The following is a 15,459-nucleotide window of genomic DNA, read 5'->3' on the forward strand; positions in this document are numbered from 1 at the left end:
AATTAAGCAGCCTGGACAGGCGCGAGGAAACCACCGGACTGATGCTGCCAGAGTTGCGCGTACAATCCGTTCTTTTCAAGAAGCTCCTGATGGGACCCCTCTTCGATGATTCGGCCCTGATCCATCACGATGAGCCTGTCCATCGCCGCGATGGTTGACAGACGGTGGGCAATGGCAATCACGGTCTTGCCCTTCATCAGGTCGAACAGGCTTTCCTGAATGGCGAGTTCCACTTCGGAATCAAGCGCTGACGTCGCTTCGTCCAGCAACAGGATCGGAGCATCCTTCAACAGGACCCGGGCAATGGCAATCCGCTGGCGCTGTCCGCCGGAGAGCTTCACACCCCGCTCACCGACATGAGCTTCGAGTCCGGTGCGTCCGCTCGGATCCGACAAATCCCGGACGAACTCGAGCGCATGGGCCTTTTCCAGTGCCGATTCCACTTCCTCCCGTTCGACATTCGGCTTGCCATAGGCAACGTTCTCGAAAATCGAGCGATGCAGCAGTGAAGTGTCCTGGGTGACAACACCGACATTTGCCCGGATATCATCCTGACGAACATTCGAGATATCCTGTCCGTCGATCAGGATCCGGCCGCGTTCGAGGTCGTAAAACCTCAACAGGAGATTGACGAGGGTCGACTTGCCGGCTCCCGATCTTCCGATCAGGCCGATCTTCTCGCCCGGTGCCATCGTCAGCGACAGCTCCTCGATTACGCCGGTTTCCTTGCCGTAGTGAAAACCGATCCGCTCAAACCGGATTTCGCCACTCGGCACGGAAAGCGGCTGTGCACCCGGAGCATCCACGACATCCCGCTCGCGGGAAATGGTGTTGATGCCGTCCTGAACGGTTCCGATATTCTCAAATAGTCCCGAGACTTCCCAGAGGATCCATTGCGACATGCCCTGAAAACGCAACACGAGTGCAACAGCGACCGCAATTTCACCGGTTCCGACCCGTCCGGCCTGCCAGAGGCCGATGGACAGCCCGGCAACTGCAAAGAGCAGAACCATGTTGAGCGTCGTCAGGGTGATATTCATCCCGGTGACCAGTCGCATCTGCAGGAACACTGTCTTCAGAAACGACATCATTGACGTCTTGGCATACTCTTCCTCGCGTTCTGCGTGAGAAAACAGCTTCACCGTTGAGATGTTTGTGTAGGCGTCAACCACATGCCCGGTCATGAGTGAGCGCGCATCCGCCTGTTCCCTGGAAACGTTTTTCAGACGCGGAACGAAGACCCGCATCGTGACCAGGTAGCAACCGAACCACACCACGAATGGTATTACGAAGTAGATGCTCGCCTCCGCGACAACGAACAAGGCCGCAAAGAAGTAGACCGTGACATAAACAAGAATGTCGGCAATCCTCGTGACCACTTCACGAACCGCCAGAGCGGTCTGCATCAGTTTGTTGGCAATCCGGCCGGCAAAATCATTCTGATAGAACGAGATGCTCTGGCGCAGCAGATAGCGGTGAACACGCCAACGCACAGACATGGGATACGTACCCATCAGTCCCTGGTGAAACATGGTTTCCCAGATCGCCGTGATGCCCGGCAGGACGACCAGCACCACCAGCGCCATCCACAGGAGTTGACCCCAATTGTCCTGAAAGAAAGTCTCCGCACTTTCTGTGCTGAGCCAGTTTACCAGCTCGCCCAAGAACGTGAAAATCATGACTTCCAGGATCGCTATGATCGCCCCCAGCACGGAAACGACAAGCAGGATGGGCCAGACGGGTTTGGTGTAATACCAACAGAAGGCCCAGAAACCTTTCGGCGGGACGTCAAGCTCGGTTCTCTCAAAGGGATCAACGAGCTTTTCGAAACGGTCGAACATGACTACCTCTCAGATCCGCTCAACCGCAGCACAGTCAGATGCACGAGGGCATCTTCCTTGCCGACAGGTTGGGATCGCGGACGAATTGTTGCCCCGGCCGCCATGACAAACAGGCCGGTCATAAGACTTGTGAAGGCAAGCGCAATGATTGCTGTGCCCCAGAAAAGGGCACCGAGCTGATCGAAGAACAGGGAAACCGGAATGGTTTCACCGGCAACCTCCAGCGCTTCGATCCGGCTCAGGTTAAAGATGAAGACCGGCACGAAGAGAACCACGGCCACGCCAAGGGTAACGCCGAGAAAAACACCGGCCGACACAAACGCGCGTCCGATCCTGCCTGCCAGCCCCACCTTTGCTTGCGGCGTGGATGGAATCTCGAAATCCGGACGGTCTGCCAGTGCAGACAGGTCCTGCGGATAATGCGAATTCATCGGAACAACTCCGAAAAGGGAACTTGATCAATGGTGACGGCGAACATGCAGACGACGCATGCAGCACGGTAGGACGGCTTGAGCCCGTCACCGCAAAGCTATTTGGAAAGATGAGGTTTGACGGCGCCTAACGCTGCCTGACAATTCCCTCGATGCAACCAGCGTGGGCGGTGGATGCGTGGATCGCGAAATGATCTATCATGTATGCCCTCCTGGTTGCGCGGCCGGGCGGCCGCTGGGAAAAATCCAAGTCAACAAGGTGAAGTTGACTGGTTGCGTTGGTAACCGCTTTTTGTCTGGTTGAAAAGAGGCAAATCACACCAGCGGCGCACGAAGCTGACAACTGTTGCCAAACGGACACAACCCCTCATTTGCCGGCAAGACCCGCCAGCAATTGTCGCTCTACATCGCGAATTCGCGCAGGTGTATCTCCGCTTCCCGCGCTGAAAGTGGCCCGGAAATCAACTGGCCCTGAATGAAGTGACATCCGAAATCTCGAAGTATTTCCAGCTGTTCCAGCCGATCGACGCCTATGGCCATCACCTTGCACTCGAACTTTTCCGCGAGCCTGACGATGGATTGTGTCAAATGACGCTTCTTTGTGTGGGATTCCAGATCTCCAACGAGCCATGGGCTGAGTTTCAGGAGATTTGCGTTGACCCGAATAAGCTGTCCGGCTCCGCCGCGGCCGCCTCCAACTTCATCGAGCGCAATCCGGCAACCGGTTCCGGACAAACGTCCTATCGCACATTGCAGACCGTCGTGTTCATCGAAACGGACAATCTGCTCATTCAGCTCGATGGTCAGATCAGCGACTGGAATTTCGGCTTCTTCACACAGTCGGACCAACTGCTCCCCGAAGCGTGGATTGTCAACACTCGCACCGGTCAGATCAACTGACAAGGTGATGGGTCGGTTTGCAGCTTCCCGAAGCCTTCTGATTTCCGACAGGCCTTCCTGCAATGCAAATCGTTCGATCTGCGCAATCCGTTTGGAATCTTCCTGAGCTGACAACATCTTTGCAGGGTCAACCAGTCCTTCTGACGGATGCAGCCAGTGCGCCGATGCTTCGTATCCGGTGATCTGCTTCTGTTTCAGGTCATATTGCGGTTCCATGAGCAGTGTCAGGTTGTTGTTTTCAAGGTCCTGATCGAGCCTGGCCATGTTCATGCGCCGGTGCCGGTGCGCCGTTCCAAGTGCATCGGTGTACCAGGAGAACCGGTCACGACCGGCTTTCTTTGCGGCGTAAAGAGCGATATCGGCCCGGTTGATAAGCTCTGCGAGACTGGTGTTTTCTGTCTCGGCAAGAACAAGACCAGCACTGACTGCAACCTTCAGTCTTTGTCGTTCGACCATGATCGGCTGATCCAGATCGCCAAAGATCTGTTGTACGAGACTTTCCATCTGGTCCGGCCCGTCAGGATCCGAAATGACGGCCAAAAACTCATCTCCCCCAACCCTCGCAACCAGTCCCTTTTCCTGCAGCACCGACTTGAGCACACCCGCGACAAGCCTCAGCACGGCGTCACCGGCACTATGACCATGGCTGTCGTTGATCTCCTTGAAATGATCGAGATCGAATTGAATGACACCCACCTTGCGCGATTTGCCGTGATCCCGCGACAAACACTCCTGCAGAAAGGACGTGATTTTCGCGCGCGTTGCCAGACCGGTCAGTTCGTCGTGTTCAGCCTGATACTTCAGCCGTTTTCGGGTTTCTTCAAGCTCTGCAAAGCGTTCAACCTCGCGGGTCACATCCTGGCACAGGATGATCATCCGCGTTTTTTCCTCGGTTTCACCCTCGACTTTTGCAAATGTTAGCTGGTTCCAGAAAAGCTCACCGTTTTTCCTCCGGTTCTGGATCAGTTCCTTGAATCCTGACGAGAATTTTTTCAGGTCAAACTTGAAATTCTCCAGTTCCCTGGATGAAAGCTGCTTGTCCGGAGGAAGAACAAATTCCTGTGGTTGACGTCCGCGAATTTCCTCGGCGGAATATCCGGTTATGCGTGTATAGGCCGGGTTGGACCATTCAATCCGTCCATAGATGTCCTGCATGACAAGGCCTTCGTGAGCGTGCTCAACGACGGTTTCGAGAATTGCAGCATCGTTTCCGAATTCCGAGGCGGACCTGTTCCCGACTTTCTTGGCGTGCAAACGGCCAAGTAGAAACCCCACGGAGAGGAGAATGATTCCCACACCGCAAAACAAGATCAGATAAATCGCAGGCCAGTCGGTCGAAAATTCTTCCATGCAGATCTGATGAATACTCTGGTCATTTGAGACTATCCTGCCAAAATAACTTGAAAAAAACGCTAAGCAGAGCTCATCAAATTTTCGGTATTTATTGCAATATCAATTCATGAAATCATATGAAAAATCTACGCAGATCTTACACTTTGAAGAAATTGACGCACTTGCGATTGCAGATTGCTCGCCAGGTCTCCCAGTTCACCGGAAGCGATTTGCATTTCGCTGGTTGCGGAACGGCTGACATTCATGACTTCACTCAAAGTGCTCACGTTGCTGGTGACCAGTCCCGAACTGGCCCTTGCGGTGAGCGCGCTGCTGCTGATCTGTTGTGTTGCAGCTTCCTGCTCTTCAACCGCTTCCCTGATTTTGCTTGAGATATCACTCACCTTCCCGATGGTCTCTGCGATAGTGCGGATGGCATCCACGGAATGTTCGGCAACGTCTTGGACGGATGCCACCTGAGCGGAAATATCGTCCGTCGCGCGTGTCGTTTGTTCGGCCAGGGCCTTGACTTCATTGGCTACCACCGCGAAGCCGCGTCCGGCGTCACCGGCCCTGGCAGCCTCGATCGTCGCATTCAGGGCGAGAAGATTGGTCTGGCTCGCGATCTGGCCGATCAACTCCACGATTTCGCCTATCGCCTTGCCGGTTTCAGACAACCGGCCGACAATCTCGTCGGTCTTGCGTGCTTCCACCACGGCGACGCTCGCGATTTCCGCGGCCTGGTCCACGTCTTCCCGAACGCGATTGAGGGAACCTGACATGTCTTCGGTTGAACTGGTCACCGTTTCAACCGAATTTGTTGCATCTTCTGTCGCCTGACGCACCTCCTTGACCGCCCGCAGCGAGGAGTTGACGGCATCGTCAAGCTTGCCCGAATTAAGCTCAACGCTTTCCGCTGACTGCATCAGCGAAGACACGACGCAGATCACGGATTTTTCAAAGTCGTCTGCGACATCATGCATAAGTGCTTTTCGTTCTTTGCCAAGCGCTTCCTGATGGGCCAGTTCCTGCCGGGCCTGTTCTTTGGCCTGTTGCGCGAGGTTTTCACGAAAAGCGGTAACGGAACGGGCGATGGCTCCGATTTCGTCGCTGCGGTCATTGCCGACTATTTCTATGTCCAGGTCTCCGGTCGAGAGCTTGTCGAGGCCGTTCTGCAAACGTGCGAGGGGTCGTGCAATTCCTATGGCGAGCAACAGCGCCATTGCGAGAAAAGCCAGTCCGACGGGTGAGACGACAAGCCCGATTGTAACCATCTGATCCAGAATCATCGTATCGATGTTGCCGGCGACGTTATCGGACACAAACGCCTGGGCACCGGCAGGCGTTCCGATTTTCTCAAGCATGGCCTGGCGAAACGAGTAAAAGGCAAACGCCGTTCCTGCCATCATGATGACAGCGGCAGTTAGAACCATGGCAACGAAACGGCCCTTGATCGAAAGCATCGCGGTGGAATCCCGATTTTTGGTAGGTCGTGAACCCTGTTCGCAGGTTTTCACATGCCGGGAGCATACAGCGCGATGCGTAAAAATTCAGTAAGGACAGAGACTTAGGGATAATACGTAGGGATCTGGCCGCGATCGGCTGACCGGCCTTTGGGGAGTGGAAAGAAAGACGCGGGCGGAGAACCCGGTTGGCTCTTCTAAGACACCATGCGCGTCAGAGTGTATCCCATTCCCGCCGAGAACGCCGACAACGCAGTCCCCCAGGAGACGTCCACGACGGTGACGATTACGGGCCAGTTCCTGAGTGTTGCATAGTTGGTCACATCGTAGGTGGCGTAGGTAAAGAACCCGAACATGGCCCCATAGATCACGGCAGTCGCAAGACTTTCGGATTTCAGTGCGGGTGCAACGGCGAACACCACTATGCCGACGACATAGATGATATAAAACACACCCGCTGCAGCCATGTTGGGTTTGTCCATCAACAGATGTCCGATCCTGTCAAAATAGAACCGGGTCGCCACCTGTGACAACCAGACGTAATCGACCGCAAGAAAAACCAGTGCGGTCGCGATATATGCAATGGCGTGCTGAACCATGAGACCCTCAGTGAAAGAACACGATCTCTACGTTCATCCAGGCGTTCCGGATCAGATCGGAAGAATCGAATCCGCCTGCAAAAACAGTTGTCACGCCGGAACCACATCCGCCTTGAGAAATCCGCCGGACTGCCGGTGCCAGAGCTGGGCGTAAAGGCCGGTCTTGTCCGCAAGCAGTGTTTCGTGGGTTCCTTGCTGCACGATCCGGCCGTTATCCATCACGATGAGACGGTCCATGGCTGCAATCGTCGACAGACGGTGTGCAATTGCAATGACAGTCTTGCCGGCCATCAGACTTTGCAGGTTGTCCTGAATCGCGGCCTCGACTTCCGAATCAAGCGCTGAAGTTGCCTCGTCAAGCACAAGTATCGGCGCATTCTTCACCAGTACACGTGCAATTGCGATGCGCTGGCGCTGACCGCCAGACAGCTTGACACCTCGTTCGCCGACAAACGCGTCAAACCCCGTGCGTCCCTTCTTGTCTTCAAGCTGCTGAATGAAATCAAGGGCATGGGCCTTGCGGGCAGCGTCAACAAGGTCTGCATCACTGGCTGTGCTGCGCCCGTAAAGTATGTTTTCGCGTATTGACCTGTGCAGCAAGGAGGTATCCTGCGTCACCATACCGATTGATCGGCGAAGAGACTCCTGCGCGACGTTTCTCACGTCCTGACCGTCGATGATGACCCGGCCGGCTTCTAGGTCGAAAAACCGAAGCAACAAACTCACAAGCGTGGTCTTTCCCGCCCCCGACGGACCTACAAGACCAACTCGTTCGCCGGGCTCAATCGACAGATTGAGATGATCGATGACGCCGCCGTCCTTGCCGTAGTGGAAGCGGATGTTTTCAAATTTGATCGCACCCTGATCAACGCTGAGAGCCCTTGCATCCGGCAAATCGACAAGGGAAACAGGTTTGACGATTGTCTCCATGCTGTCCTGCAATGACCCGAAGTGCCGGAACAGTCCATTCAGCTGGTTGAACAGGCGATTGAGCAGGATGTTGAGCCTCAGGATCAAGCTGAGTGCGAAGGCAACGTGACCGGTACTGATGTTTCCGTCCTGCCAGACATTCAGTGCCATTGCGGTGATCGAGACGATCATGACCCCGTTGATCAGTGACATGATCATCCGGATCGATGTCAGATACCGGGTAAACTGTCTCAGCTTCGCGGTAAAATTCTCAACCGCCCGCCTGGCTCCCTGGTTTTCCTCGCGCATGGAGCCAAACAGCTTCACCGACTGGATGTTGGTATATGTGTCCACAAGCCGGCCTGTGACCCCGGAATAACTGTGAGCCGTTTCTTTGGAGGCATTGCGGATTCGCGGGACGAAATACAAAGCCGTCACGGCAAAGCAGACGAGCCAAAGCGCAACGATTGCTCCCAGTCTGACGTCAAGCTCGGTGATCAGAACCAGTGTCGTGATTGCGTAGACAATGATGAACCAGACAACCTGCAAGAGATTGATCATGAAGTCACCGGCAGACATTCCGGACTGCATCACCTTTTGCGCCAGCCGTCCGGCAAGGTCGTCCTGGAAATAGCTCAGGCTCTGGCGCATGACCCGCTGATGAGATTGCCACCTGACAAGGTTGAAAAAGCCGGGAACGACTGCCTGCTCTTCAACCAGAGCCATCAGGGAATTGACGATCGTACGCAAGATCAGGACGACGAACACCATCCACAGCAACGTGCTGGCGTGATCGCTGAAGAACGTTGCCCGGTTGCCGTTTTCCAGAAGATCCACGATCCTTCCGAGAAAATTGAAAACCGTGACTTCGACGAAGGCCGACGCTCCGCCGAGCACCAGCATCGCAATGAACGGCCAGCGGACCTGGCTGACGAAATAGAGCAGGAAGCGCACACCGCCGTGCGGCATACCCTTCTGTGGGGGGTCGCGAAACGGGTCGATCCAGGTTTCAAACAGATGAAATAGCGGGGACACGGGGCGTCTCCAAAAGAACGGATACGAATCTGGTTGTTATTCTACGCGCCCTGAACAGGGCACGGTCAAATAAATGCGCGTCATAGACATGCGCCGCACATGACAAATGCCGGGTAAACTGGTATCCACCGCGGCCTGCAAGTGCGAGTCATCCAAGCTTATGCCACAACTAGCCCTGTACCAGCCTGACATTCCGCAAAATACCGGCACGATCCTCAGGTTGGCTGCCTGCATGAGTGTCACGGTTCATCTGATCGAACCTGCCGGATTTCCAATCTCCGACAGTGCATTGAAGCGGGCCGGCATGGACTATCTGGAACGGGCAACGATGAGGCGGCACAGGAGTTTTGCGGATTTCGAGCTGTTCCGGCTGACGCAGAACAGGAGACTGATACTCCTGACAACGAAGTCGGAAACCTTTTATACGGACTTTCAGTACCGTTCCGAGGACATTCTCCTGATGGGACGCGAAAGCACGGGTGTTCCCGAAAGCGTGCACGAACTTGTCGATGCACGCCTGACAATTCCGATGGCCGAAGGAATGCGCTCGATCAATGTTGCCGTTTCGGCTGGCATGGCGCTCGGGGAAGCCTTGCGGCAGACCGGCACATTTCCTAAAAGCGCCTTCTGACATACGCACGTGTACAAGCGGTACATGAATCATCGAAGGCCGATCACATGAATGCACCTTCTCCGGAAAATCGCGGCGGTCCGATCCCCGACGGCATCGAAGACAAGAAACAGACTGCTCCGGCGTGGTTCCAGGAATTGCGAAACCGAATTTGCAAGGCATTCGAAGATCTCGAAGACGAGATCGGCTCGTTGTCCGGCCCGCTCGCAGACCAACCTGCCGGACGGTTCGAGCGCACCCCCTGGGAACGAACAGACAGTTCGGGGGCGAAGGGCGGCGGCGGCGTCATGTCGATGATGTATGGCCGTGTCTTCGAAAAGGTGGGGGTTCACGTATCAACCGTGCATGGCGAGTTCTCGCCAGAATTCCGAGGCCAGATTCCAGGTGCTGCGGAGGATCCACGTTTCTGGGCCTCGGGCATCAGCCTGATTGCCCACCTGCACAATCCGCACATCCCGGCTGTCCACATGAACACGCGAATGGTCGTGACGACTCGTCAATGGTTTGGCGGCGGCGCTGATCTGACACCGGTTCTCGATGCCCGGCGAACACAGGATGACCCCGATACGGTATCCTTTCACGAGGCAATGAAAGCGGCATGCGACGCACATGATGTTGCCGATTACGATCGCTACAAGGCATGGTGCGACGACTATTTCTTTTTGAAGCATCGCAATGAATCGCGCGGCATCGGCGGCATCTTCTATGACTACCTGCACAGCGGAGACTGGAACGCCGACTTTGCCTTTACCAAATCAGTCGGCGAAGCATTTCTCGCCATCTATCCCGATCTGGTCCGGCGGAACTTTGAAAAGAACTGGTCGGAAGCGGAACGCGAGGAGCAATTGATCCGCCGCGGACGATATGTTGAATACAATCTGCTCTATGACAGAGGTACGATTTTCGGGCTCAAGACGGGCGGCAACGTCGCTTCCATCCTGTCTTCCATGCCCCCGGTCGTCAAATGGCCGTAGAATAGAGCCGACTGCAGTTCATGCAGCGGGCGCCTGGCGGGAAACACCTCCAAAGGCGCGTCCAAACAGCATTTCCGCGAGATTGGCCACCATCTTCTGGTCCAGCTTCGGACCCATGTCTTTCAAGACAGACAAGGCGGTTCGCATGGGCATGCTTTCCTTGTAGGTCCGTTCTTCCGTCAACGCCGCAAAGATATCGCAAACGGTGATGAGGCGGACCTTTGGAATGATCCGATCAGCCTTCAGGCGGTTCGGATACCCGGAACCGTCCAGAAATTCATGGTGCTGTATCGCCATCCGCTTGATGTCGGGCGAGACTTCAAGTCTGCTCTTCAAGATATCCCTTCCGAACATCGGATGTCGGTCAACAATGTCGCGTTCTTCCTTCGTGAGCTTGCCGGGCTTGTCGAGGATTGTCAGCGGGATGCGTGTCTTGCCCACATCATGGACAAGGCCACCGGCGATCACTTCCTTGCAGTCTTCTTCGCTCCAGCCCAGATGCTTGGCGAGCATCCCGGCCAGTCCGGCAACCTGCAGGGAATGGCAATAGGTGGCACTGTGATGCGTTCCCACGGCATTGAGCCAGCAGGACAACCCATCCTTGGTCAGAGCTGTCAACATTTCCTCTGCGCTTTCATTCATCAGATTGATGCGGACCTTCGCGCCTTCCACCGTCGAAAAACAGAGACTTTCCAGGAACGAATTGCTCTTGTTGTAGGCTTCTGCGGTTTGCGTGGGCGTATTTCTCGGCAAGGCCTCGAGAATATCTGTTTCAACGAGTGTCTTGACGCGCTTCAGGAGCAGCGCAAACGGCGCATCCCGTTCAAGCGTTTCGGTGTTGCCCAGCGCGGATGCCTGAATGACCTCCCTGCGCACTTTATGGGAGACCAGGCAAATGACAGGAATGGTCGCAATACTGTTCCAGGATGCTTTCAGGGCCGTCAGGCCTGCGTTGGTTGCTTCCAGCAATTCGACTACAGCAAGTTTGGCATCGCCAACCGTGTCCGGTGACACCTTGTCCATATCGATCAGCCGCGAGGGAAAAAAGAAAGGAAGTTTTCTGACCGGTGAATCCAGCGGAAGTGGTCCGTCTGAAATAAGAACAATTTGCATAGATTGTATAGTCCGCGCCCTCAATCCAAAATAGTGACTTAATACCCACTGCACTTACCTTGGGGAAAATCACTCGATATATTGACGCTATTACTTTTAAAAAAACACTAAGATTCAGGACGCGAATGCTCAAGTAGTTGTTGACGTGTCAACGTAAAACCACTCGTTATCCATTCGCTTTCAAGGTGCTTGAGAAGTTTCCCCAACGCAGGTCCCGGTTTATGACCCGATGCGATCAGGTCCGCCCCCTTTATGGGGAACTCCGGAACCGCTTGATGCCTGACCGCCGAGAGCATGTTTGAAAAGGCACCGCGGTCTGCTGAATTCCGGGCAATACGCCCGGACCAGATGGCGAGCAATCCGTCCACCGTTGCCTGTTTGCCGAATTCATATGTCAAGGCAGCCGCTTCCGGGAAAGCTTCTGAATTTCTTAGTTTTTTCATCACTGCCCACGCCGTTTGCATGCGTTTGCGTTCCGCATTGGAAAGGCGCAGCCGGTCACAGATACGTTCCAGATCCTCCCGAACAAAACCTGCAAGCACAACAAGCCCGAGCTCCGGGTCGCGGGTCTCGCGGGCGACCTCGTCAAGCAGTCGCAAGGCTTCGTAGTCTTCAATTCGCGCCAGCCCACCGGTCGCGATTTCCCAAAGACCACAATCATTCATCATCTTGAGGGCATAGGCGGCAAGAGGAGCGCTCAGGAGGCGCCGCATTTCGTGCCCTATCCGTTCGGCCGACAACTGGCGCAGGCCATCCCTGTGCCGCAGACAGGCGCCCAGTCCTTCCCGATCCAGTTCACCCTTTCCATATGCTGCAAAGATACGAAAGAACCTCAGGATACGAAGATAGTCTTCCCGGATGCGGGCATCCGGATCGCCGATAAAGCGAACCCGTCTTGCAAGGCAGTCCTCCAGTCCACCAAGTGGATCGTGCAGGTGGCCGTGCCGGTCCGCATAAAGCGCATTCATCGTGAAATCGCGGCGCCGGGCATCTTTCTCCCAGTCTCGGCCGAACACGACCCGCGCTTGTCTTCCATAGGTTTCCACATCCTCGCGCAAGGTCGTCACTTCGTAGGGAAATCCGCCGCTGATGATCGTGATCGTGCCATGATCGATCCCGGTTCCGATCGGTTTGAGACCGGCATCCTGCGCACGCTTCATGACAATTTCCGGCCGCGCCGTCGTTGCGATATCAACATCGGGAACCGGATAGCCGAGAAGGGTGTTGCGGATCGCGCCACCGACAGTTCTCGCCTCGTCTCCCTCCTGCTCTACCGCGGAGAACACGGCCTGAATGCCAGGAGCGCGCAACCAGTCGGATTCGCGAAGCCTATCATCGACATTGAGCGACATTGCCTACTCGAAACCACCGGGCACGAAGACGCCGTCCTTCATTTGCGTCGGTCGGTAGTCGGTGCCTTCCGGACCTCGGTTAAAGGTAGACATGACCAAAAACCCCACGATGACGAAGACAAGGCCCGTCACCGTGAGCCAGGCCAGTGGACCCTTTGCCCAACGATCCGGATGCTGACTCCTTTTGGTGAGCCACAACCAGAGTGCGTAACAGAAAAAGGGAAGTAAAAACAGGATCAGATGTGTCAGTGCAACACGCAACATCAGCTATAGACCGTTTCGTAAAAGGATCGGATGATTCCGGCAGTAACACCCCAGATATACCGTTCACCGAAGGGCATGGCGTAAAAATATCGTCGTTTCCCCTGCCATTCCCGGCTCAGCTTCTGATGATTGGCAGGGTCCATCAGAAAATTCAACGGCACTTCAAAGACATCCTCGACTTCATCGGGGTTGGGATGAAATGGTTCCGCGTCCCGGATGGCGCCGATTACCGGAACCACGCGATACCCCGAACCGGTCAGATATGGCGCAAGATTCCCGAGCGGTTCAACCTGACTGGGCGAAAGCCCGATCTCCTCATCCGCTTCTCTGAGGGCTGCCTCCACGGGACCATTGTCCGTCGGATCGATTTTCCCGCCCGGAAAAGCGACTTGTCCTGCATGTGACTTGAGATGGCCCGTACGCTGCGTCAGGACGACGCTCGGCCCCTCACCGCGTTGCAAGATACCGATGAGGACCGCAGCGTCTCTGGGCGGCCCTTCCCACCTTGCATAGGGTGGAAGATCAGGGTTGAGCACATGATCGCCGGTTTCCAGTCGCCTCTTCTCCCGCTCTGCTACCGCCAACCGGTCGCGAAGGATATCGGTCCAGTCTTCGTCCAAAATTGCCCGTCCTGTCTGCATTGACGTCATTCAGCCTGCCGCTCGGTCTCGAGCCTTGCGCGAACTATCAAGTTGGTCTCCGTTCTAAACCAGCAATTCGGCGTCGATGGCATAGAATTGCCCTCCGCTCCAGATTCCCATTTGCGCAGCGTTCGAACCATCGCGTTCAATGATCATGTCGGCAAGCTGATACATCAGGGCGCGGGTAAACAGTGCTTCTATCCTGCCTCTCACGAGAACATAGGGTTTCAATCCGCCGCTGTCCGGTTCTTTTTCAAATCGTAACGGGTGTTCGGCACCGACTTTGACCAGATCACCGAGATTTGTCCGCAGTGTCAGCTCCTGCTGCGAGCCTTCGCCAGCGACCGCCATTTCGACCGCCAGAAGAGGAGCGTCGTCCACCGTGATGCCGATCTTCTCGACCGGGGTCACCAGGTAGTGCTTGCCGTCTTCATCCTTGCGCAACACCGAGGCAAAGAGCTTGACGAGCGCGATGCGTCCAATGGGTGACCCGAGGTAGTACCAGGTTCCGTCACGCGCGATCCTCATGTCGAGATCCCCGCAAAACTCAGGATTCCACTTGTCGACAGGTGGTGGTGTCTTGTCTTTGGAGTCGGCCCGGCTCATCAGGGCCTTCAGGCCATCCGGCATTGTTTTTCCCATGGGTGCGAATCCGTCGGGCATAGGTTTTGAATTCCTTCAACAACTTATTCGAGGCCTCGGAAAATTTGCCAAGTCCGTGCCTCATCAGTCCGTTTTACTCATGACGGCAACACCAACAGGCCCCGTCTTTTCCCCAATCCGTGGAAAGAATATTGGCCCTTTCCACTGTATGGCGCACAATTGCGCCTTATCTAGAGAATTATATGGTGTCAGACTGCATGAGTCGCAGCAACCAAGGACAATGCCCAGGCGCCTGCCCATGCGTCGGGAACGACAAAACGGGAAAGGTGATTCATGAGTGTTCTTTCTCCCTCCAGCCCCAGCGACGAAGACCTCGCTGCTGTTGCCGAAAACGCAGAGCGCGCTGTCGCCCGCATCAGTGATGCAAAGACCGATATCGCCCGCGTCATTTTCGGTCAGGAGACGGTTGTCGAACAGTCACTGGTGACGATCCTGGCCGGCGGCCACGGTCTTCTGGTGGGTGTTCCCGGACTGGCGAAGACGAAACTCGTCGAAACACTCGGTACCGTCCTGGGGCTTGATGCAAGACGCATCCAGTTCACGCCGGACCTGATGCCATCCGATATTCTGGGGGCTGAAGTCATGGAACAGAGCGCCGATGGCGGCCGTTCCTTCCGATTCATACCGGGACCCGTGTTTTCGCAGCTTCTGATGGCCGATGAAATCAACCGCGCGAGCCCGCGAACGCAGTCCGCTCTTTTGCAGGCAATGCAGGAATATCACATCACCGTCGCAGGCCATCCGCACGACCTGCCGCGCCCGTTCCATGTTCTCGCAACTCAGAACCCGCTCGAGCAGGAAGGAACCTATCCCCTGCCCGAAGCTCAGCTTGACCGCTTCCTGATGCAGATAGACGTGCATTATCCCGACCTTGAAGCCGAGCGCCGCATTCTTCTGGAAACGACAGGTGCGGAACAGGCCGAAGCCCAGGTCGCGATGAAGGCCGAAGAACTGATGGACTATCAGCAATTGGTACGCCGCATGCCGGTTGGCGAATCCGTGGTCGAAGCAATCCTGAAACTCGTTCGCTCGGCCCGTCCGGACGAAGGCTCGGCTACCGGGGATGTCACCAAGCTGATCGCCTGGGGTCCGGGTCCGCGCGCAAGTCAGGCCCTCATGTTGACGGTACGTGCCCGCGCGTTGGTCGACGGGCGCCTCGCACCTTCGATTGACGATGTGCTTGCACTTGCGGAACCCGTATTGCAGCATCGAATGGCGTTGACATTTGCTGCCAGGGCTGACGGTCATACTGTGAGAGACGTCGTTCAGCGCGTCAAAGAGACAATCGCCTGAATTCAAGTCTTTCGCAGG

The 15,459-nt window shown here is 55.6% G+C and carries 14 protein-coding genes; 3 read left to right on the forward strand and 11 right to left on the reverse strand.

The window, feature by feature from the left end; genetic code table 11:
• Positions 1–2: 2 nt before the first annotated feature.
• The 6 genes from LA5095_RS19555 to LA5095_RS19580 form a co-directional block, all read right to left on the reverse strand.
• Complete coding sequence (locus LA5095_RS19555; protein WP_055117887.1) at positions 3–1,841, reverse strand: ABC transporter ATP-binding protein; 1,839 nt, start codon at positions 1,839–1,841, stop codon at positions 3–5.
• A gap of 2 nt (positions 1,842–1,843) precedes the next feature.
• Entirely contained in the window at positions 1,844–2,272 is a 429-nt protein-coding gene (locus LA5095_RS19560; RefSeq protein WP_055117889.1) for a hypothetical protein, read from the reverse strand.
• A 402-nt stretch (positions 2,273–2,674) separates the two neighbouring features.
• Positions 2,675–4,522, reverse strand: a complete 1,848-nt coding sequence (locus LA5095_RS19565) for a putative bifunctional diguanylate cyclase/phosphodiesterase (RefSeq protein WP_055117891.1) — start codon at positions 4,520–4,522, stop codon at positions 2,675–2,677.
• Between the two features lie 128 nt (positions 4,523–4,650).
• Positions 4,651–5,967: a methyl-accepting chemotaxis protein gene (locus LA5095_RS19570; protein ID WP_055117893.1), complete on the reverse strand. Its 1,317-nt coding sequence runs from the start codon at positions 5,965–5,967 to the stop codon at positions 4,651–4,653.
• A gap of 197 nt (positions 5,968–6,164) precedes the next feature.
• On the reverse strand, positions 6,165–6,566 hold the full coding sequence (locus tag LA5095_RS19575) for a DUF2177 family protein (protein ID WP_055117895.1): 402 nt from the start codon (positions 6,564–6,566) through the stop codon (positions 6,165–6,167).
• A 90-nt stretch (positions 6,567–6,656) separates the two neighbouring features.
• Complete coding sequence (locus LA5095_RS19580) at positions 6,657–8,444, reverse strand: ABC transporter ATP-binding protein (RefSeq protein ID WP_082442896.1); 1,788 nt, start codon at positions 8,442–8,444, stop codon at positions 6,657–6,659.
• Between the two features lie 226 nt (positions 8,445–8,670).
• Between LA5095_RS19580 and LA5095_RS19585 the strand changes: the two genes are divergently transcribed.
• Positions 8,671–9,141 (forward strand): tRNA (cytidine(34)-2'-O)-methyltransferase, encoded by a 471-nt coding sequence (locus LA5095_RS19585; protein ID WP_055117899.1) that lies wholly within the window; start codon positions 8,671–8,673, stop codon positions 9,139–9,141.
• A gap of 47 nt (positions 9,142–9,188) precedes the next feature.
• On the forward strand, positions 9,189–10,115 hold the full coding sequence (hemF, locus tag LA5095_RS19590; protein WP_055117902.1) for an oxygen-dependent coproporphyrinogen oxidase: 927 nt from the start codon (positions 9,189–9,191) through the stop codon (positions 10,113–10,115).
• Between the two features lie 18 nt (positions 10,116–10,133).
• On the opposite strand, the gene LA5095_RS19595 is transcribed toward hemF, so the two are convergent.
• The 5 genes from LA5095_RS19595 to LA5095_RS19615 all read right to left on the reverse strand — a co-directional run bounded on the left by LA5095_RS19595 (position 10,134) and on the right by LA5095_RS19615 (position 14,148).
• Positions 10,134–11,228, reverse strand: a complete 1,095-nt coding sequence (locus LA5095_RS19595) for an HD-GYP domain-containing protein (protein ID WP_055117904.1) — start codon at positions 11,226–11,228, stop codon at positions 10,134–10,136.
• 107 nt (positions 11,229–11,335) lie between these two features.
• Complete coding sequence (locus LA5095_RS19600) at positions 11,336–12,580, reverse strand: CCA tRNA nucleotidyltransferase (RefSeq protein WP_055117906.1); 1,245 nt, start codon at positions 12,578–12,580, stop codon at positions 11,336–11,338.
• A gap of 3 nt (positions 12,581–12,583) precedes the next feature.
• Entirely contained in the window at positions 12,584–12,844 is a 261-nt protein-coding gene (locus tag LA5095_RS19605; RefSeq protein WP_055117908.1) for a DUF6111 family protein, read from the reverse strand.
• A complete protein-coding gene (locus LA5095_RS19610) occupies positions 12,844–13,494 on the reverse strand; it encodes a CoA pyrophosphatase (protein ID WP_055117910.1) in 651 nt (216 codons plus the stop codon). Before LA5095_RS19610 ends, LA5095_RS19605 begins: the two co-directional genes overlap by 1 nt.
• A 54-nt stretch (positions 13,495–13,548) precedes the next feature.
• Positions 13,549–14,148 (reverse strand): DUF1285 domain-containing protein, encoded by a 600-nt coding sequence (locus LA5095_RS19615; protein ID WP_055117911.1) that lies wholly within the window; start codon positions 14,146–14,148, stop codon positions 13,549–13,551.
• A 273-nt stretch (positions 14,149–14,421) separates the two neighbouring features.
• On the opposite strand from LA5095_RS19615, the gene LA5095_RS19620 reads away from it, so the two are divergent.
• Complete coding sequence (locus LA5095_RS19620; RefSeq protein ID WP_055117913.1) at positions 14,422–15,441, forward strand: AAA family ATPase; 1,020 nt, start codon at positions 14,422–14,424, stop codon at positions 15,439–15,441.
• Positions 15,442–15,459: the final 18 nt, after the last annotated feature.

The organism is Roseibium album, assembly GCF_001404515.1.
GTDB lineage: Bacteria > Pseudomonadota > Alphaproteobacteria > Rhizobiales > Stappiaceae > Roseibium > Roseibium album.